Raw genomic sequence first — 20245 nt, forward strand, 5'->3', positions numbered from 1 at the left:
AGCACCTGCTTTGCAAAGAATAAGCAGCGGAAGAGTAAGAGGAGAAAAATTCCACTCTTGGTTAGAAAGAAAACCAATTCAGTTAACGATTTTGGCTACAATCGCAATCTTAATTGGAGGTATTATTCAGATTGTACCAACTATTATGGTAAAATCAAATATTCCAACAATTTCAAGTGTAAAACCATATACACCTTTAGAATTAGAAGGACGTGATTTATACATTAGAGAAGGTTGTGTGGGATGTCACTCTCAGTCAGTTCGTCCATTTAGAAGTGAAGTAGAACGTTATGGAGTACAGGCGAAAGCTGGAGAGTTTGTTTACGATCATCCATTTTTATGGGGATCAAAACGTACAGGACCAGATTTGTTAAGAGTAGGTGGTAAGTACAATGACAACTGGCATTTTAACCACATGTGGAATCCGCAAAGTACATCGGCGGGATCAATTATGCCAGGTTACAAATGGTTGTTCGATAATAAACCGATGGATATTTCATTGACACAAAAGAAAATGCAGGCAATGATTTCATTAGGTGTGCCATATTCTCCAGAAGATGTTGCTAATGCACAAAGAACTTTAAGAGAACAGGCAGTTAAGATTGAAAAAAGCTTAGAAAGCGATCCTGATTTCGTTAAGAGTTACGAAGACAGCCGTAAAAAAGCTGCAGCAAAAGGAGAGAAATTCATTCCGATGAATGAAAGAGAAATCGTGGCTCTGATTGCTTATATTCAAAGACTTGGTACTGATATTAAAGTAAAAGAAACTAAATAACAGCATTATGTTTGAACAAATAAAACACAATATGGAAACCATATCGGGTATAGAAATTTACCCGATTCTTTCCCTCTTGATTTTCTTTTTATTCTTTGTAGGATTAGGCTTTTGGGTGTTCTCTTACAGAAAAGAAAAAATTCAGGAAATGAGCAGTATACCTTTAGATGAAGGACTTATTATAACATCAAAAGATAAATAAAATGAAAAAGTTTTTCCCAGTATATGTTAGGGTACCAGTGATATTTTTTACTGTATTCGCTTTAATGGAATATTTTGTAGACTCAGGTGATAAACCAGCTTTTATAAAATATCCAATGATTTCACTTTTCTTGTTTGTTTTTCTTTTCATATTAATTGCAATTGAAATCACGCTTAGCGCTGTTAATCGTGTAATGCATGAATTATTATCACCAGAAGAAAAAGCACAAAAAGAACTTGAAGAAAGTTTAAGTTTCAAAGAAAGTACTTGGTTTAAAAACCTAATGCACAAATTGACTCAAACTGCACCAATTGAAAAAGAAGGTGAATTGTTGATGGATCATGATTATGACGGAATCAAAGAGTTGGATAATAATTTACCACCATGGTGGGTATATTTATTCTATATCTGCATCCTTTTCGGAGTTATTTACGTAGTCCGTTACGATGTTTTAGGAGCAGATGATCAGGAAATGGAGTTGAAAAAAGAATTGGCTCAGGCAAAAATTGATGTTGCCGAATACATGAAAACAGCGCCAGATTTAATGGATGAAAAAACAGTGGTTTTACTAACAGATGCACCAAGTTTGGATGAAGGTAAAACAATCTTTACAACCAATTGTGCAGCTTGTCACCGTGCCGACGCAGGAGGGCAAATTGGACCAAACCTTACAGATGATAAATGGATTTTAGGAGGAGGAATTAAAAACCTGTTTCATACCATTACAAATGGAGGTAGAGATGGTAAAGGTATGATTGCCTGGAAAGGAACTCTTAAACCAAAAGAAATACAAAAAGTTGCAAGTTACATTCTGTCCTTACAAGGAAGTAATCCGAAAGATCCGAAAGAACCAGAAGGAGATGTTTGGGTTGATGACAGTGCTCCAAAAACAGATGCCGCTGCGGCAAAACCAGCAGACAGTACAGCAGTAAAAAAATAATTTAGAATACAAATATCATGTCAAATTTACCAGACGAAGCTTTTAGAGATACCATTGGAACTATAGATGAAGGTGGTAAACGGAAATTTATATTTCCTAAAAAACCGTCTGGTAAATTTTATGATTACCGCAAAATTGTCAGTTATGTTTTATTGGCAATCTTATTTATAAATCCGTTTATCAAAATAAATGGAAACCAATTTATGATGTTCAATATTATAGAACGTCGTTTTAATATTTTTGGATTCCCTTTTTGGCCACAAGATTTCTATCTTTTTGTAATTTCAATGCTTATTGGAGTTGTATTTATACTCTTATTTACTGTTGTTTTTGGACGAATATTTTGCGGCTGGATTTGTCCGCAGACTATTTTTCTTGAAATGGTTTTCCGTCGAATTGAATATTGGATTGATGGAGACCGAGGTTCACAATCACGCTTGGCAAGACAAGAATGGAATGCAGAAAAAATTAGAAAAAGACTGACCAAATGGACTATTTTCTTTTTAATTTCTTTTCTTATTGCCAATGTATTTCTGGCTTATTTAGTCGGAAGTGATTCTTTGTTTTTAATGATTGAACAAGGTCCGATTGCACAAGCTAGTAATTTTATAGCGCTACTTATTTTTACAGGTGTTTTCTACTTTGTTTTTGTATGGTTTCGTGAACAGGTTTGTATTATTGCCTGTCCTTACGGAAGATTACAAGGTGTTCTTTTAGATAATAAATCAATCAATGTTGCGTACGATTTTGTTCGTGGTGAAAAAGAAGAAGGACGTGCTAAATTCAATAAAAAAGAAGATCGTGCTTTAACCGGAAAAGGAGATTGTATAGATTGTCTTCAATGTGTACACGTTTGTCCAATGGGAATTGACATCAGAAACGGAACGCAACTAGAATGTACAAATTGTACAGCTTGTATTGACGAATGTGATCACATTATGGAATCTGTAGGATTACCAAAAGGTTTGATTCGTTATGCATCTGAAGATGAAATTGCAAAAAAAGAGCCTTTTAGATTTACAGCAAGAATGAAAGGGTATTCGGCTGTTCTCTTTATTTTGTTGAGTATTTTTGTTGGAATGCTGTTTTTAAGAACTGATCTTCAGGCTGTTATTTTGCGTTTGCCTGGTCAATTGTTTCAACATAACGGAGAAAAAATCAGTAATGTTTACACCTATAAAATTGTAAACAAAACGATGAAAGATTATAATGATATTCATTTCGAATTGATTGATCAAAAAGGAGAAATTAAAAATGTTGGGAAAAGACATTTTAAAGTTGTAAAAGAAGGAATTTCTCAAGGAACATTATTTATCGAAATAGATGAAGTTTTATTAGAAAGTGATAAAACAAAAGTAAAAATTGGAGTTTATAACGGTTCTGAACTCCTGGAAACAACAACTACAAATTTCTTAGGACCACGAAGTTTTAATTAAAAATATACTATTATGAAATTTAATTGGGGAACAGGAATAGTCATAGCATTCGGATTGTTTATGACATTTATTTTATATTTTGTTTTTGAAGTGCAATCCAATTCTAAATACGATAACGATTTGGTTGTAGAAGAATATTACAAACACGACACGCACTTTCAGGAAGAAATGGCTCGAATTCAGAATGCTCACGATTTACAGCATAAACCATCAATCAAATATACAGAAAATGGTGTAGCAGTAATTTTTCCTGCAGGATTTCAGAGTGATAAAGTAAAAGGAAATATTCAATTGTACAGACCTTCAAACAAGAAATTTGACTTCAATACTCAGATTGCTTTAACCAATTCAGAAATTATTATTCCGCAGAAAAAATTAGTAAAAGGACGCTGGGATGTAAATATGGAATGGCAGTACGAAGGCAAAAAATACCTTACTAAAGAAGTTATTTACGTAAACTAAAAAAAAATGTTATTCTCAGCTTTCTTTTTAGGATTAATAAGCAGTTTGCATTGTGTAGGAATGTGCGGACCAATCGCCATGATGCTTCCGGTAGACAGGCAAAATGAAGCTAAAAAGGTAACACAGATTATGACCTATCATTTCGGACGATTGACAGCTTATGCTACGATCGGATTGATTTTTGGTTTGTTAGGAAGAGGTTTTTTTCTGGCAGGATTGCAACAAAAAATGTCAATAATTATTGGTGTAATTATGATTATTGTGGTTTTGATTCCAGAGAAGAAATTTACTCAGTACAATTTTTCTAAACCTGTTTATAAAATCATTTCAAAAATAAAATCAAACCTAGGAAGTCAGTTTAAAAATAAGAGTTATAAATCTCTTTTTACAATTGGCCTTTTAAATGGTTTTCTTCCTTGCGGAATGGTTTATGTTGCTTTGTTTGGAGCAATTGCGATGCAAAGTGCTGTTTATGGCGTTTTTTACATGCTTTTATTCGGAATCGGAACAATCCCGTTAATGACAGTTGTAGTTTATGTTAATACGCTATTGAAATTGCCGTTTCGAAACAAAATTCAAAAGGCAATTCCTTATGTAGCAGTAGTGATTGGAGTTTTATTTATCCTTCGCGGATTAGGATTAGGAATTCCTTATATTTCTCCTTCCAATATGAGTTTATTTGTGCAGCAAACTCCAAACTGCCATTAAAAAATATCTTTTAAAAGATTCTATACAGTCATCGAAAACAGATTTGTTTCCGGTGACTTTCTTTTTAGATGTAAGTCGAAAGCCATACAGATGTTACGAACAAAAGGTCTTCCTTTTTCTGTAATCTTGATTTTATTATTTTCAATCACGATCAATTGATCATTTTCGATTTCATTTAAAGCAATTAAAACTTCAGGAAGTTCAGCAAAATTTAAAGATTCTGCGGTCCAGGAAGTTTCCAATTCGCAAGTTAAATTCAAAATGTGTTTTCTAATGATTAAGTCTTCATTATTCAAAATATGACCTTTAACAACAGGAAGCTCGTTAGATTCTAGAATCTCATAATATTCTTCAAGGTTTTTGGTGTTTTGAGCAAAACTATACCAGCTGTCGCTAATGGAAGAAACACCAAGGCCAATCATAACTTGCGTTTTAGAGGCACTGTAACCCATAAAGTTTCTATGTAGTTTTCCGTTATGAGCCGCTTTGTATAAACTATCATCAACCAAAGCAAAATGATCCATACCAATTTCATGGTAACCATTTTGAATCAGCATTTTTTTACCTGTTTCGTATAATTTTCTTTTTTCAGCATCTTTCGGAAGATTTTCATCATTAAAACCTCTTTGTCCGTTTCCTTTTATCCAAGGCACGTGCGCATAACTGTAAAAAGCTAAACGATCAGGTTTTAATGAGTTTGTTTTTTCAACAGTATCGATTACATCTTCGATAGTTTGAAACGGAAGTCCGAAAATAATATCATGACCAATTGAAGTATAACCAATTTCTTTTGCCCAAAAAGTCACTTTGGCAACATTATGAAAAGGCTGAATTCTGTTTATTGCTTTTTGAACTGTAGCCGAATAATCCTGAACACCAAAACTTACTCGACGAAAACCTAGTTCATATAATTTTTTAAGTTGTTCGTAAGTGGTATTATTAGGATGTCCTTCAAAACTAAATTCATGATTTTCTGCTTTTACAGCATTTTTGAAAATTCCATTGATAAGTTGTTCCAGATTCTCTTTTGAAAAGAAAGTTGGAGTTCCGCCTCCTAAATGAATTTCTTTGATTATAGGTTTTTCAGGAAGTAAATCACAATACATTTTCCATTCTTTCAGAACAGCCTGAATGTATTTTTCTTCAACAGAATGATTTTTTGTAATACGTTTATTGCATCCGCAGAATGTACACATGCTTTCGCAGAATGGTAGATGAATATATAAACTGATTCCGTTCTTTGAATTGCTTTCTGTGAATGATTTTTGTAAAGTTGTGATCCATTTTTCTGATGTGAAATCAGCTTCATTCCAATATGGAACTGTCGGATAGCTAGTATATCTAGGACCTGGGACATTATACTTCTGAGTCAAAGAAATTTTCATAACGACGAATTTAGTTTTCATCAAAATTAAAGCTTCACTGACCGAGATAAAATGACAAATATCATATTGCTATAAAAAAAAGAGACCCAAAAATGAGTCTCTTTTAAGTGAATTAAATAACTAACGTGAAATAGAATCTTGGATGATTTTAAGCCATTTTTTCGCAAACTGATGATCTTGATAGACGCTTATTTGCTTGATTCGGTCATCGTCAAAATCATAGAATGGAATTGTTATATTTTTTGATGTTCCTTTTTCCTGAAATTCAAAATCAATTTTGATAATGGTATCAGAAGCAGCATCTGTCGTTGGGATTAATTTGCAGGAAGCAATTGTGTTTAAATCCACATATATTGATTCTTGTTGATTTGGATTGAAATTCATCAAAATGAACTTATTGTTTTTTTGATCAATTGTTAAAGTCTTATTGTTGATTGATTCTGTCAAATCAAACTCTTCTGGATGATTTGGATTGAACCTTTTTTTGATATTTAAAATTCTTGTTTTACTCGCTTTTGAAGAACGTGCAGAAAAATATACTGGAATTGCGACAATAATTAAAATCACAATTCCCATTATTGTTGTAGTAGTTTCCATAATGGTTTTTTAATGAAATAAATAAAATGATGTAAACCAGCTTTCTGTTAGAAAACGGCTTTAATTGAATAGAAGAATAAATCTTCGATCGGAAATCAAATTTTATTTACCAGAAAAAATGGAATGCGTAGAGTATGACTAAAACCTTTTTACTTTGAGTTGTAAATAGTTTAGTATATATTGTAGAAGTTGTAACAGTTTGATGCTGTGGGATAAGCGGTAAAAGTGAATCAAAACACTTGAGTATTCCTGAAGGATTTGTTTTGATGTTTGCTGCAAACTGATAACTTCCCTGTGGCTGAATAAAAGCTTGCGAATCTCCTGTCTCTTTGCAGAAATTGGTATCCGTTTTTTGTGTTTCAGTTATATGCACAGAAGCTGTGTCTGCCTGATAAGCAAACAAACCTGCAATCAAAAGTGCAATAAAAATAACGGTTTTACGAATCCAATTCATGTCGGCGAATTTAAGTCATAAAACACAATTAATGAAATTTTATAGAATTAATTAACAAACAAAAAGAATCCTCAGTTTTTTATAAAAAAAAGCTGAGGATTTATAAGGTTTATTGTTGCATTTTGAAGTAATAATCGGCAGAATGTTTGCCGCTTCCATAAAATAAGAAGAAGATGCAGACTAGTAGAACAATTACGGCTAAAAGTAAACTCTCAGAATGCATTTTTCCCATAAAATTTACAAGAACTGCACCAAAAAGAATAGGTAATTGAGCTGCAACTGCCCATCGAGTCAATAATCCGAAAATAATCATTATACCACCAATCATATGAGCAGGAGCAATGTAATGCAGCATAAACATACCTCCTCCAAACTTATCAATTGGGGAAATCAAATCATGCAGGTATTGAATATTGGTGACAAATGAGACGCCTTTCATAAATAAAAATCCACCCAAAACAATACGTACTAAATCCACTGGTAAATAAGTGTGCGAATTCGCCCATTTATTCAAACTTTTTACATTTTCCATGATGTTGTGTGATTAAAAATTATATACTAAGTTACTAATTTTTAATCAGATATTTATTTTTAACACCTTGAAAATAAGTTTTTTGCTTTTTATTTAACGTATCGTTGAGAATTCCTAAATCCTTAAACCTGAATAACTCCTAAATTAAATGGTTTTTGAATAGGAGAGTGGTTGGCAGCTTCGATTCCCATTGAGATCCATGTTCTGGTGTCTAAAGGATCAATGATGGCATCTGTCCAAATTCTGGCTGCTGCATAATAAGGAGAAGTCTGCTCATCATAACGTGCTTTTATTTTATTGAAAAGTTCCGTTTCTTTTTCTTCGTCAACTTTTTCTCCTTTCGCTTTAAGCGAAGATGCTTCAATTTGTGCTAACACTTTTGCGGCTTGAGTTCCACCCATTACAGCAAGTTCTGCACTTGGCCAGGCAAAAATTAAACGAGGATCATATGCTTTTCCACACATAGCATAATTTCCAGCTCCGTATGAATTTCCGACAATAACCGTAAATTTTGGAACAACAGAATTGCTCACTGCATTTACCATTTTAGCTCCGTCTTTAATAATTCCGCCATGTTCAGATTTTGAACCAACCATAAAACCGGTAACATCTTGTAAAAACACCAACGGAATTTTTTTCTGATTACAATTCGCAATAAAACGGGTTGCTTTGTCAGCGCTGTCAGAATAAATCACACCGCCAAATTGCATTTCGCCTTTTTTGGTTTTTACGACTTTACGCTGATTCGCTACAATTCCAACCGCCCAGCCATCAATTCTGGCATAACCAGTTATAAGAGATTGTCCGTAACCTTCCTTATAAGCTTCAAATTCAGAATTATCGACCAAACGCTTGATGATTTCCATCATATCATATTGTTCGCTTCTAGCTTTTGGAATAATTCCGTAAATATCATTTGGCTCTAAAGCTGGTTTTTCAGTTTTGATTCGGCTGTAACCTGCTTTATCAAAATCACCAATTTTATCTACAATATTTTTGATTTTGTCTAAAGCATCTTTATCGTCTTTGGCTTTATAATCGGTAACGCCTGAAATTTCGCAATGTGTTGTAGCTCCACCTAAAGTTTCATTATCGATTGTTTCTCCAATAGCGGCTTTTACCAAATAACTTCCGGCAAGAAAAATACTTCCTGTTTTATCAACGATTAAAGCTTCGTCGCTCATAATAGGAAGATAAGCACCACCGGCAACACAGCTTCCCATAACGGCTGCGATTTGAGTGATTCCCATGCTGCTCATCTGAGCGTTGTTTCTAAAAATACGTCCGAAATGTTCTTTATCTGGAAAAATTTCATCCTGCATAGGCAAATAAACACCTGCGCTATCTACAAGATAAATAATTGGAAGTCTGTTTTCCATCGCAATTTCTTGCGCACGAAGGTTTTTCTTTCCAGTAATCGGGAACCAAGCTCCTGCTTTTACAGTTGCATCATTAGCTACAACGATACATTGTTTTCCTTTGATGTAGCCAATTTTCACGACAACACCTCCCGAAGGACATCCTCCGTGTTCTGGATACATTCCCTCACCAGCAAAACCGCCAATTTCAATACTTTTCGAATTTTCATCCAATAAATAAGCAATTCTTTCACGAGCTGTCATTTTACCTTCAGCATGCAGTTTTTCAATTCTTTTTTCGCCTCCGCCTAATTTAACTTTGGCAAATTTTTGTTTTAATTCAGAAAGGAGCAATTTATTGTAATCTTCGTTTTTATTGAAGTTTAAATCCATGATATAGTATTGATTTTATAAAATAGCGTTGGCTAATTTACAAAATCAATTGAAATAAAAGAAAGTAGTTTTATATTATGATTAGTCTCTTGAGATTAGTTTCTAAAAGTTTTAATTGAAATTATTTTCTTTAATTTGTTCTTCATACTAATTAGTATTTTTTATGTCAAAAGCAACCAATACACGACTTACAATTCTTCAAAAAGCATTTGAGTTGATTTATATAAAAGGATATCAAACCACAAGTATTGATGAAATTATTGCTACAACCAAAGTAACAAAAGGGGCGTTTTATTACCATTTTAAAACTAAAGATGATATGGGAATTGCCATTATTGAAGAGATTTTGAAGCCTACGATGTTGAATGATTTTATAAAACCAACAGAGAATTCTCAAAATCCTATTGATGATTTTTATAATATGATTTCGTATCTATTGCTTGAAGATCCTTTTTTAGATGTAAAATACGGCTGTCCAGTTGGAAATCTAACACAAGAAATGGCTTCATGGAATACTAAATTTAGTGAAGCTTTGGCAGAATTAGTAAAGCAATGGAAAGAAACGATTGTAAATGCTATTGAAAAAGGACAGGAAAAAGGTTTAATTCGAAAAGATATTGTGGCAGAGCAAGTCTCACTTTTTATTTTATCAGGCTATTGGGGAATAAGAAATTTTGGAAAACTTCAAAACGATAAAACGGCTTATGGTGTTTATCTACAGGAGTTTAAGAGGTATTTGAATGATTTGAAATAAAATTTTCATCAAAAAACATACTAATTGGTATGTTTTTTAAATACATTTGCATTGTCTAAATCAAAAAACAATGCATCAATCTATTTTAATTGGCCATTCTTTTATGCGATGGCTTGTATTGGTAAGCTTAATCTATTCGATTTACATTGCTTACAAAGGGTATTCTTATCAACTTTCTTTTACCAAGAAAGATAATCTCGTCCGACATTGGACGGCAACTATTGCACATATTCAGCTCCTTTTTGGAATATTGGTTTATGTGCAAAGTCCAATCGTGAAATATTTCTGGAGAAATTTTAAAGATGGAATTCAGAATATGGATACCCTTTTCTTCGGACTTATTCATATTGTTTTAATGCTTATTGCGGTTGTTTTTATTACAATTGGTTCTGCTTTAGCAAAAAGAAGACTTTCTGATAAACAAAAATTTAAAACCATGTTGATTTGGTTTTCAATCGCTTTAATTATCATTTTTGTTGCCATTCCATGGCCATTCTCACCATTTGCTAACCGACCTTATTTAAGATAATGATGAAAAATTTACTTCAAACTAACACCGGGCGTTTACGAATTATTGGATTTTTAGAAGGAACATCACTTTTGATTTTGTTTTTTATTGCGATGCCTCTAAAATACATTTTTGAAATGCCGTTTTTAACAAGACCCGTTGGAACTATTCATGGTGCTTTATTTCTACTTTTTATTTTTAATACTTTGAGTGTAGGAGTAGAGCAGAATTGGAAATTTAAAGAGACTACTTGGAAAGTACTTCTGGCATGTATAGTTCCTTTTGGAACTTTTTATATCGATTCTAAAATCTTAAGTAAAATCAATACCTGATAATTATGGTTTTTGTATTTAAAACGAATGTTGACAGTGTTTCTAAAATAAAGAAAATTGCTCCTAAGCTTAATAAGTTATTTCCGAATTCTAAATGGAATTTTGATCTCGAAGACTGTGATAATATTTTGCGATTTGAATGTAAAGATGATATTATCGAAAAAGTAACTTTTCTAATGAAGGTAATTGGTTTCGAATGTGAAGCTTTATAAAAACAAAAAACCAGAAGAATTAACTTCTGGTTTTTTATAGTATAATTTGAAAACTATTCTTTTACTTTATTCAAAGAAAGTGCGTTAATGCAGTAACGTAATCCACTTGGCGGAGGGCCGTCAGGGAAAATATGCCCTAAATGTGAATCGCAAACATTGCAGGTTACCTCAACGCGAACCATTCCGTGCGATCTGTCGGCATGATAACCAACTGCATTTTCTTTTACAGGTTGTGTAAAAGACGGCCATCCTGTTCCAGATTCGAATTTTTCGCTTGCATCAAACAATAAAGTACCGCAGCATTTACATTCATAAATTCCTGGTTCAAACAAACTACACATTTCAGAGCTAAAAGATCTTTCAGTTCCTTTTAAACGCGTTACCTGAAATTCTTCTGGAGTTAGAATTTGTTTCCATTCTTCCTCTGTTTTTTCCACTCTTTTATCTGGAGTTGGATTTCCTTTATTTGTAAAATGAATTACATCTGCCCATTTTATCATAACTTTTGTTTTTTTTGTTTCAGGTTTCAAGTTTCAAGTTGCTGTGACTGCAAACTGCGACTGTGACTGAATATTATTCCTCTTCTTTCTGTCCCATCATCATTAGATAGGCTTTAAGGAAAGGGTCAATATTTCCGTTCATTACACCATCTACATCGCTGGTTTCGTAACCTGTACGAACGTCTTTTACTAATTTATAAGGCTGCATTACGTAATTACGAATCTGCGAACCCCATTCGATTTTCATTTTTCCAGCTTCGATGTCGGCACGTTGCGCTTGCTGTTTTTTCAATTCGATTTCATACAATTGAGAACGAAGCATTTGCATAGCACGCTGTCTGTTGTCTTGCTGAGAGCGAGTTTCAGAACATTGAATCTGAATTCCAGTTGGTTTGTGAACTAACTGAACTTTAGTTTCAACCTTATTTACGTTCTGTCCACCAGCACCACTCGAACGAGAAGTTGTAATTTCAATATCGGCAGGATTAATGTCGATTTCGATACTATCATCAACTAATGGATAAACGTAAACCGATACGAAAGAAGTATGACGTTTAGCGTTACTATCAAACGGCGAAATACGAACCAAACGGTGAACACCGTTTTCTCCTTTTAAATATCCGAACGAATAATCTCCTTCGAACTCTAAAGTTACGGTTTTAATTCCAGCAACATCACCTTCTTGAAAGTTAAGTTCTTTGATTTTGTAGCCATAACTTTCTCCCCACATCATGTACATACGCATTAGCATTCCTGCCCAGTCGCAACTTTCAGTTCCTCCAGCTCCAGCAGTAATCTGAACTACAGCACTTAAACTATCACCTTCATCAGAAAGCATGTTTTTGAATTCGATGTTTTCAATGTGCGATTGTGCAGCATCGTATTGTTCATCTAATTCATCAACTGAAAGTTCACCTTCTTTATAAAAATCATAAGCCAGCTGTAATTCATCTGTAAGAGAGACAGCTTTGTCATAATCTTCAATCCATTTTTTCTTGTTTCGAAGATTTTTTACAATGTTTTCTGCTTCTTTTGGATTGTTCCAAAAGTCAGGAGCAAATGTTTTTTCTTCTTCGTTGGCAATTTCGATTAGCTTGGCATCGACGTCAAAGATACCTCCTCAACGCACCAAGGCGCTCCACAATACCTTTTACTTGTTCGGCTGTTGTCATAAATTAATTAATAGGTTTTTATATGTTTTTTAGAATTATTACGTTAATTTGGTCTATAGAAACTAGCGAGTTAAATTTTACTAAAACTTGCTCAGAATAACTATTTGTAATACGTAATTTTGCATACAAAAATAAGATATAGTTTTTAGAATATGGAAATAAATTTAATCAGCGATACCATAACAAAGCCTACTTATGAAATGCTGCAGTATATGTTTAACGCCCATGTTGGCGATGATGTATACAAACAGGACCCAACGGTGATTGAATTAGAAAACAGAACAGCAGAATTTTTTGGTATGGAAGCTGGGCTTTTTTTTCCGTCTGGAACTATGGCAAACCAGACAGCAATTAAACTACATACGCAGCCTGGTGAACAATTGATTGCCGATAAGTATGCACACGTTTATCATTATGAAGGAGGAGGTGCTTCTTTTAACAGCGGAGTTTCTTGCTGTTTAATAGATGGAAACCGAGGAATGATAACGGCTGCACAAGTAAAAGCAGCGATAAATGATCCAGAATTTTATCATAGTCCATTGACTAGTTTGGTTTGTGTAGAAAATACAACCAACAAAGGTGGTGGAGCCTGTTACGAATTAGAAGATTTAAGAGAAATAAAAAAGGTCTGTGATGCTCATAATTTAAAATTCCATTTAGACGGTGCGAGAATTTGGAATGCTTTAGTAGCTAAGAGACAGAATCCTAGAGAATTTGGAGCTATTTTCGATACAATTTCGGTTTGTTTATCTAAAGGACTAGGTGCTCCAATTGGTTCGGTATTGCTTGGAAGTAAAGCTGATATTCACAGGGCGTTGAGAATCAGGAAGATATTGGGTGGTGGAATGCGTCAAGTTGGTTATTTAGCAGCTGCGGGATTATATGCTTTGGCTCATAATATCGAAAGATTGGCAGAAGATCATCGCAGAGCAAAAGAAATTGCGAAAATCTTAAGCACAAAACCTTGGATCGCATCTATAGAACCTGTTGAAACCAATATTTTGATTTTTTCGCTGGCAGAAGGGTATAGTGACCAATTGTTAATCGAGAAATTAAAACAGAAAAATATCCTTATAAGTTCTTTAGGACATAATAAACTTCGTATTGTTACGCATCTTGATTATAAAGAAGTGATGCATACTTATGTATTAGAAACACTTTCGAAGTTTTAGGAAAAAGTAACAAAGTAACAAAGCGACAAAGGTTCAGAGGTTTTTAGCAAAGATTTTAAACCTTTGTAACTCTGAACCTTTGTTCCTTTGTCCCTTTTTTATTTAAACAAATTATCCATTCCAGGGATAGACGGCATATCCATTCTGGCTACAGCATCTAATTCTCTTTCATTAACATTTGTAGCTTTTTCGATTGCTTTATTTAAAGTCACAATTAAGTAATCTTCTAATTGTTCTTTGTCTTCTAATAAAGAATCGTCTATTGAGATTGTTTTTATTTTTCTGCTTGCCGTAATGGTAATTTTTAATAATCCGTCAGCGCTTTGTTCATCAATCAAAACAGTATCTAAACGCTTTTTTGTATCTTCAATTTTTTGTTGGGTTTCTTTAAGTTTACCCATCATTCCCATTAAATCCATTTTTGTTGATTTTTTAAATTATTTCAGACAAAATTAGTATATTGCTGTGTGAATTCAATAGAATATTTTAAGAAAAAATTAATTCTGTTCTGTTGGGTTTGTGCTATTTTTGCGTCTTCATATTTAAAAATTAATGCTTAATAAATGCAAAATGATATATCAGCCCCAAAGGCTAACATAATTCCAAAAACATTAAAAAAACATAAAGAAACGAGGATTGACAACTACTTTTGGCTGAATGACCGCGAAAATTCAGAAGTGATCGATTACCTAAATCAGGAAAACGCTTACTATGAAAGCATGACTTCTCATACTCAAAATTTAAAAGACAATCTGTTTGAAGAAATGAAAGGAAGAATTAAAGAAGATGATTCTTCGGTTCCTTATTTCTATAACGGATATTTTTACATTACACGTTTCGAAACAGGACAGGATTATCCAATTTTCGCTCGAAAAAAAGGAAGTCTTTCTGCAGAAGAAGAAATTCTTTTTAATTGTAACGAAATGGCAAAAGGACATGCTTACTTCAAATTAGGAGGCTTAAGCATTAGTCCAGATAATAAATTTGCCAGTTTTGGAGTTGATATTGTGGGTAGAAGAATTTATACTATTCAAATAAAAAACTTAGAAACAGGTGAAATTTTAGCAGATAAAATAGAAAATGTTACCGGAGCTTCAGTTTGGGCAAACGATAATAATACTATTTTTTATGTGAGACAGGATCAGGTAACATTAAGAGCTGATAAAGTTTTTAGACATAAATTAAATACAGTTTCTGAAAAAGATGTTTTGGTTTATGATGAAACCGATGATACTTTTAATGTTTCCATCAGTAAAGAAAAATCAAGAAAATATATTGTTATTGGTTCTGGAAGTACTTTAACAACAGAATATAGGATTTTAAATTCTAATGATCCTGACGGAGAATTTGCGGTTTTTCAACCACGTGTTCGCGGATTGGAATACAGTATTTCTCATTATGAAGATTCGTTTTATGTTTTGACTAATAAAGATAAAGCGACGAATTTTAAATTAATGAAAACACCTGAAAACAAAACAGGAAAGAAAAACTGGGTTGATCTTATTCCACACAGAGAAGATGTTTTGTTGGAAGATATTGAAATCTTTAAAAATTATTTAGTTGTAGAAGAACGTTCAAACGGATTAAATCATATTAGAATCATGCCTTGGGGTGATGAACCTGATTATTATCTTCCTTTTGGAAGTGAAACGTATAACGCTTATACGACAACAAATGTCGATTTTGACACCGATATTTTACGTTACAGCTATCAATCATTGGCAACACCGTCTTCTGTGATTGATTTTAATATGAAAACTAAAACCAAAGAAATCTTAAAAGAGCAGCAGGTTTTAGGTGGCAAATTTGATAAAAATAATTACATAGAAGAACGTATTTGGGCAACGGCAAGAGATGGAGTAAAAGTGCCAATTTCGATGGTTTACAGAAAAGGATTAGAGAAAAATGGTAAAAATCCGTTATTGTTGTATGCTTACGGTTCGTACGGAATAACGATGGATACTTACTTTTCTTCAACAAGATTATCGCTTCTTGACCGCGGATTTGTTTATGCAATCGCACATATTAGAGGAGGTGAGGACTTAGGAAGACAATGGTATGAAGACGGGAAACTGTTAAAAAAGAAAAATACCTTTACAGATTTCATTGATTGCTCTAAATTTGTAATAGACCAAAAGTATACTTCTCCTGAACATCTTTATGCAGAAGGAGGGTCGGCTGGTGGACTTTTAATGGGAGTAATTGTAAATGAAGCTCCTGAATTGTACAATGGAGTCATTGCTCAGGTGCCTTTTGTAGACGTAATTACCACGATGTTGGATGACAGTATTCCGCTTACAACAGGAGAGTATGATGAATGGGGGAACCCAAACAATAAAAAATATTACGATTATATGTTGTCGTACTCACCTTACGATAATGTAAAAGCGCAGGAATATCCTAATATGTATGTTTCTACCGGATTACACGATTCGCAGGTACAGTATTGGGAGCCAGCTAAATGGGTTGCAAAATTGAGAGATTTAAAAACAAATAATAAACTTTTGTTTTTAGATACCAACATGGATGCAGGGCATGGCGGGGCTTCGGGACGTTTTGAGGCTTTAAAAGACTTAGCAAAAGAATTTAGTTTTTTATTAGATTTAGAAAAAATTAAAAGCTAATTAGATTTTTTTTGTTAAATTTGCAACCTATCAAGGTTAATTTAAAAAGGCCTTTGATTAACTATTTTTTTATGAAAGAAGAAATAACCGCTTATAATAATGTTTTAGAGTTAATAGGTAATACCCCGCTTATTAAACTAAATAAAATCACCGAAGAGTTAGAAGGGAATTTCTACGCAAAGGTAGAAGCTTTCAATCCAGGTCATTCCTCAAAAGATAGAATCGCATTATATATTATTGAAGAAGCCGAGAAAAGAGGAATTCTTTCGCCAGGAGATACCATTATCGAAACAACATCTGGAAATACAGGTTTTAGTTTAGCAATGGTAAGCATTATTAAAGGTTACAATTGTATTTTAGCAGTAAGTTCAAAATCATCTAAAGATAAAATTGACATGCTGCGAAGTTTAGGAGCCAAAGTATATGTCTGTCCGGCACACGTTTCTGCAGATGATGAAAGATCATACTATAATGTAGCAAAACGTTTACACGAAGAAACAAAAGGGTCGGTTTACATCAATCAATATTTTAACCAATTGAATATTGATGCTCACTACAACACTACAGGTCCGGAAATTTGGGAACAGACAAAAGGACAAATTACGCACTTAGTTGCTTGCAGCGGAACAGGAGGAACTATCTCTGGAACTGCAAAATTCTTAAAAGAAAAAAATCCAAATATTAGAATCTTAGGAGTTGATGCTTTTGGATCTGTATTGAAAAAATACCATGAAACAAAAGAATTCGACAGCAAAGAAATTTATCCTTATCGTATAGAAGGTTTGGGTAAAAACTTGATTCCATCGGCTACAGATTTCGATATTATCGATAAATTCATGAAAGTAACTGACGAAGAAAGTGCTCACTCTGCAAGAGAAATCACTCGTAAAGAAGGTTTATTTGTTGGATATACTTCGGGAGCAGTAATGCAGGCTATCAAACAATATGCTGAAGAAGGAGAATTTACAAAAGACAGCAATATTATTGCCATTTTCCCAGATCACGGTTCTCGTTATATGAGTAAAGTATTTAGTGATGACTGGATGAATGAACAAGGTTTCTTTGACAGTGTTAACGAAGAAGAAGCTCAAAAAATTGAATTCGTAAAGTAATTAAATTACTTTTTTAAATATCAAACTCCATTCGTATTTACGAATGGAGTTTTTTTATGCGCTTTATTCAAAATAAAGTTATTGAGTATTTTGTTAAAAACACGTATTTATACGTGAGAAATTATTAAGTTGATTAAAATTTGTGTAGTATTTTAGTAATAGTATTGAAAGTGTTGAAATGTGCTTTTAACGATTAAAAATGAGAGAAAAAGTTTATTTTAACGAGTATTTCTGTAAGTTGTCGGAAATATTTCCCTTCAGATTCATAATAATCTAGTTTAGCAGTGTTAAAATAACCTTAGTTGTTTAATCCCTAAAATCTATTATTATGAAAAAATTACTACTCACAGTTTTGTTTGTAAGTTATTTGAATGTTAATGCGCAAACACCGATTCAGGAATTTAACTTTAATGGTACTTTAAATAATACCGCCAACACCACTTCATTTATGGGAGTTGATAATTTCGTTGCCGACAGGTCTGGAGATGTCAGAGGAGCTCAACGATTAAACAATAAAGCTTTAGAAGCTGTTATCGAAAATCTGCCACAAGGTAAAAATGCCAGAACAATCAGTATTTGGGTTAAATTCAATGATATTTCTAAGGCTAACTATATTTGGGGCTATGGAAATGCTTACAATGCTCAATATTGTGGTTTATTGCAACAAGGAACATCTACTTCTAATTCAGATTTGAGCCTGGCAGCCTGGGGAGCTTCTAATGATGTAATTGTATCTACTCCTCTTGAAAAATATGTTTGGTACAATTATACGATTACTTATGAGGGAACAATGTCGAGAATTTACCGTGACGGAAAGTTATTGAAATATCTTGAAGGAATGACCAGAGCAACAAATGGAACTATTTTTAGATTAGGAGAAATTAATACTACAATTGGTATTAATGCAGATATAGATGATTTAAAAATCTACAATGTTGCTTTAACTCCCGAACAGGTTAGTGCACTTTATGAAAGTGAAAAACCAGTTGTTTCTGTGGCGGCAGCACCAGTAATGGAATTAAAAACGTCTAAAACTACTATCACTCCAAAAGGAAAAACAGCTGCTAAAGCTGGTAGCGGAACAATAATAACTTCTAGCGATGTTAGTGGTTCTGTTAAAAATATTGAAGTGTATTCGCAAGGGCAAAAAATAGTAGGAAGTAATGCAATGAATATTAATGATTTGCCGGAGGGAACTTATTTATTAAAAGTAACAAGTACTCCAGCTCAAAAAATTACTTCAAAATAATGGCTTTTACTTATTTTTTTAATATTAGTTTTTAAGTTGCGTAAGCAATAGAATTTTTTGAAATAGTGAAAAAAGCCTTTTGAGAGTATCAGAAGGCTTTTTTGTACTATAAATATATTTTTTTTAGAAATCTAGCCAGAAAGAAAGTAATATCCTTGTTTTTGATTTTGTGAGAATCTTTTATTTTTGTGTAGGAATTACTTGTTAGTACTGAATTAAAATTATATTTTTAACAAAATTTATAAAAATATTAAATCAAAATTGAAGTTGGAAGAATTGTTTAATGAAGTTTGATTCCAGTAAAATTTGTTTTTAAATCCAAGAAACATTCTGATAAATATACAATTATGAAAAAAATATTACTCGCTTTAATGTTTGTAAGTTTTTTAAATACCAATGCGCAAAATCCTGTTCAGGAATTTACTTTCAACGGGAACTTAAACAGTGCAGATAATACCCTTTCTTTTTTAGGAACTCCGGTTTTTGTAAACGACAGGATGGGAGCACCAAAAAGTGCTTTGAGGTTGACTAATAAAGCATATCAGGCTGTAGTTGGGGATCTTCCACAAGATAATAAACCAAAAACTTTTTCTGTTTGGGTAAAGTTTAATGCTGTAACCGCGGCAAATTATATTCTAGGTTATGGAACGGCTGTAAACGGTCAGTATTTTGGATTAATACAGCAACCAGCTGTTTCTGGTAGTTCTGACTTGAGTTTAGTAGGTTGGGGAGATGCGAATAACATTGTCGTTTCTGTACCTCTTGTAAAAGAAACCTGGTATTTTTATAGCGTTACCTATGACGGAAATGTTTCTAAAATTTACCGTAACGGAGAGCTCTTAAAAACTGTCGAAGGAATTCAGCGTTCGGCAAAAGGTTATATTCTGAACATCGGAAAATTAAACACCTCAACAAGTATCAATGCCGATATTGATGATCTAAGATTATATAGTGTTGCAATGACAGATGAACAGGTAAAAGAGGCTTATAATAGTTCTAAACCGACTGTTGTTGTTTCAGCGCAATCTGCTCCAGTTACTAATACGGTGAAGAAAACTGTCGCGCCACCTGTAAAAACTGTGGCTCCGATAGTTGCCGCTTCAAATGACATTAATAAAACAGGGAAAAGCATTGAGGTTTTCTCTCAAGGTAAAAAACTGATAGGAACAGATGCTTCTAATTTAACCGATTTACCAGAAGGAACTTATTTGATTAAGGTAATCAATACTGCTGAGAAAAAGTAACAACTTTAAAATTGTAAAAAAGCCTTCTGAATTTCAGAAGGTTTTTTGTTTTTAGCTTAATGCATTGATTGCTATAAGTGCTAATTTTATAATGGTTTATCTTGTAATTTATTAGGTTTTCATA

The 20245-nt window shown here is 33.2% G+C and carries 23 protein-coding genes; 15 read left to right on the forward strand and 8 right to left on the reverse strand.

The annotated features are described in order from the left end of the window. The 6 genes from ccoO to VGE71_RS10765 form a co-directional block, all read left to right on the forward strand. The coding region (gene ccoO / locus VGE71_RS10740; protein ID WP_331138330.1) for a cytochrome-c oxidase, cbb3-type subunit II at positions 1-775 on the forward strand (775 nt) is incomplete at its 5' end. A 7-nt stretch (positions 776-782) separates the two neighbouring features. Then, positions 783-977 carry a CcoQ/FixQ family Cbb3-type cytochrome c oxidase assembly chaperone gene (locus VGE71_RS10745; protein WP_144214483.1) on the forward strand — a complete coding sequence of 65 codons (195 nt, stop codon included), beginning with the start codon at positions 783-785 and terminating at the stop codon, positions 975-977. A gap of 1 nt (position 978) precedes the next feature. Further along, positions 979-1917: a cbb3-type cytochrome c oxidase N-terminal domain-containing protein gene (locus VGE71_RS10750; protein WP_331138331.1), complete on the forward strand. Its 939-nt coding sequence runs from the start codon at positions 979-981 to the stop codon at positions 1915-1917. Between the two features lie 17 nt (positions 1918-1934). Next, positions 1935-3353, forward strand: a complete 1419-nt coding sequence (ccoG, locus tag VGE71_RS10755; RefSeq protein WP_331138332.1) for a cytochrome c oxidase accessory protein CcoG — start codon at positions 1935-1937, stop codon at positions 3351-3353. A 12-nt stretch (positions 3354-3365) separates the two neighbouring features. Then, positions 3366-3815: a FixH family protein gene (locus VGE71_RS10760; protein WP_331138333.1), complete on the forward strand. Its 450-nt coding sequence runs from the start codon at positions 3366-3368 to the stop codon at positions 3813-3815. A 6-nt stretch (positions 3816-3821) separates the two neighbouring features. Next, a complete protein-coding gene (locus tag VGE71_RS10765) occupies positions 3822-4523 on the forward strand; it encodes a sulfite exporter TauE/SafE family protein (RefSeq protein ID WP_331138334.1) in 702 nt (233 codons plus the stop codon). Between the two features lie 20 nt (positions 4524-4543). Here VGE71_RS10765 and hemN read toward each other — a convergent pair whose 3' ends face one another. The 5 genes from hemN to VGE71_RS10790 all read right to left on the reverse strand — a co-directional run bounded on the left by hemN (position 4544) and on the right by VGE71_RS10790 (position 9242). After that, entirely contained in the window at positions 4544-5908 is a 1365-nt protein-coding gene (gene hemN, locus VGE71_RS10770) for an oxygen-independent coproporphyrinogen III oxidase (RefSeq protein WP_331138335.1), read from the reverse strand. Between the two features lie 120 nt (positions 5909-6028). After that, positions 6029-6505: a hypothetical protein gene (locus tag VGE71_RS10775; RefSeq protein WP_144214463.1), complete on the reverse strand. Its 477-nt coding sequence runs from the start codon at positions 6503-6505 to the stop codon at positions 6029-6031. A gap of 106 nt (positions 6506-6611) precedes the next feature. Beyond that, positions 6612-6959: a hypothetical protein gene (locus tag VGE71_RS10780; RefSeq protein WP_331138336.1), complete on the reverse strand. Its 348-nt coding sequence runs from the start codon at positions 6957-6959 to the stop codon at positions 6612-6614. Positions 6960-7068: 109 nt separating this feature from the next. Beyond that, positions 7069-7491: a DoxX family protein gene (locus VGE71_RS10785; protein ID WP_144214458.1), complete on the reverse strand. Its 423-nt coding sequence runs from the start codon at positions 7489-7491 to the stop codon at positions 7069-7071. 122 nt (positions 7492-7613) lie between these two features. After that, positions 7614-9242: an acyl-CoA carboxylase subunit beta gene (locus tag VGE71_RS10790; RefSeq protein ID WP_331138337.1), complete on the reverse strand. Its 1629-nt coding sequence runs from the start codon at positions 9240-9242 to the stop codon at positions 7614-7616. 163 nt (positions 9243-9405) lie between these two features. Here VGE71_RS10790 and VGE71_RS10795 point away from each other — a divergent pair, with 163 nt between their 5' ends. The 4 genes from VGE71_RS10795 to VGE71_RS10810 all read left to right on the forward strand — a co-directional run bounded on the left by VGE71_RS10795 (position 9406) and on the right by VGE71_RS10810 (position 11048). Next, the gene (locus VGE71_RS10795) at positions 9406-9996 is read left to right on the forward strand and encodes a TetR/AcrR family transcriptional regulator (protein WP_331138338.1); all 591 of its coding nucleotides are present in this window, start codon (positions 9406-9408) and stop codon (positions 9994-9996) included. 70 nt (positions 9997-10066) lie between these two features. After that, positions 10067-10525 (forward strand): hypothetical protein, encoded by a 459-nt coding sequence (locus tag VGE71_RS10800; protein WP_331138339.1) that lies wholly within the window; start codon positions 10067-10069, stop codon positions 10523-10525. Further along, the gene (locus VGE71_RS10805) at positions 10525-10836 is read left to right on the forward strand and encodes a DUF3817 domain-containing protein (protein ID WP_307777128.1); all 312 of its coding nucleotides are present in this window, start codon (positions 10525-10527) and stop codon (positions 10834-10836) included. The genes VGE71_RS10800 and VGE71_RS10805 overlap by 1 nt, the downstream gene beginning before the upstream one ends. A 5-nt stretch (positions 10837-10841) precedes the next feature. Continuing rightward, positions 10842-11048 (forward strand): hypothetical protein, encoded by a 207-nt coding sequence (locus tag VGE71_RS10810; RefSeq protein ID WP_331138340.1) that lies wholly within the window; start codon positions 10842-10844, stop codon positions 11046-11048. 53 nt (positions 11049-11101) lie between these two features. On the opposite strand, the gene msrB is transcribed toward VGE71_RS10810, so the two are convergent. Together msrB and prfB are read right to left on the reverse strand one after the other, a co-directional pair. Beyond that, complete coding sequence (gene msrB, locus VGE71_RS10815) at positions 11102-11548, reverse strand: peptide-methionine (R)-S-oxide reductase MsrB (RefSeq protein ID WP_331138341.1); 447 nt, start codon at positions 11546-11548, stop codon at positions 11102-11104. A 73-nt stretch (positions 11549-11621) separates the two neighbouring features. Further along, positions 11622-12720, reverse strand: a protein-coding gene (gene prfB, locus VGE71_RS10820) for a peptide chain release factor 2 (RefSeq protein ID WP_144214444.1) whose coding sequence is annotated in 2 segments (ribosomal slippage) — positions 11622-12656 and positions 12658-12720 — 1098 coding nt in all. Because the reading frame shifts where the segments join, the coding sequence is not laid out codon by codon here. Between the two features lie 152 nt (positions 12721-12872). On the opposite strand from prfB, the gene VGE71_RS10825 reads away from it, so the two are divergent. Then, positions 12873-13892: a GntG family PLP-dependent aldolase gene (locus VGE71_RS10825; RefSeq protein WP_331138342.1), complete on the forward strand. Its 1020-nt coding sequence runs from the start codon at positions 12873-12875 to the stop codon at positions 13890-13892. A gap of 98 nt (positions 13893-13990) precedes the next feature. Here the strand turns inward: VGE71_RS10825 and VGE71_RS10830 are convergent, their stop codons facing one another. Continuing rightward, on the reverse strand, positions 13991-14311 hold the full coding sequence (locus tag VGE71_RS10830; protein WP_144214440.1) for a YbaB/EbfC family nucleoid-associated protein: 321 nt from the start codon (positions 14309-14311) through the stop codon (positions 13991-13993). Between the two features lie 144 nt (positions 14312-14455). Here VGE71_RS10830 and VGE71_RS10835 point away from each other — a divergent pair, with 144 nt between their 5' ends. The 4 genes from VGE71_RS10835 to VGE71_RS10850 all read left to right on the forward strand — a co-directional run bounded on the left by VGE71_RS10835 (position 14456) and on the right by VGE71_RS10850 (position 20121). Next, entirely contained in the window at positions 14456-16516 is a 2061-nt protein-coding gene (locus VGE71_RS10835; RefSeq protein ID WP_331138343.1) for a S9 family peptidase, read from the forward strand. Positions 16517-16587: 71 nt separating this feature from the next. Then, on the forward strand, positions 16588-17628 hold the full coding sequence (locus tag VGE71_RS10840; RefSeq protein ID WP_091491556.1) for a PLP-dependent cysteine synthase family protein: 1041 nt from the start codon (positions 16588-16590) through the stop codon (positions 17626-17628). 328 nt (positions 17629-17956) lie between these two features. Beyond that, a complete protein-coding gene (locus VGE71_RS10845; protein ID WP_331138344.1) occupies positions 17957-18877 on the forward strand; it encodes a LamG-like jellyroll fold domain-containing protein in 921 nt (306 codons plus the stop codon). Between the two features lie 347 nt (positions 18878-19224). Beyond that, positions 19225-20121 carry a LamG domain-containing protein gene (locus VGE71_RS10850; RefSeq protein ID WP_331138345.1) on the forward strand — a complete coding sequence of 299 codons (897 nt, stop codon included), beginning with the start codon at positions 19225-19227 and terminating at the stop codon, positions 20119-20121. The last annotated feature ends 124 nt before the right edge of the window (positions 20122-20245 follow it).

Source organism: Flavobacterium sp., from assembly GCF_036405015.1.
Taxonomy (GTDB): Bacteria; Bacteroidota; Bacteroidia; order Flavobacteriales; family Flavobacteriaceae; genus Flavobacterium.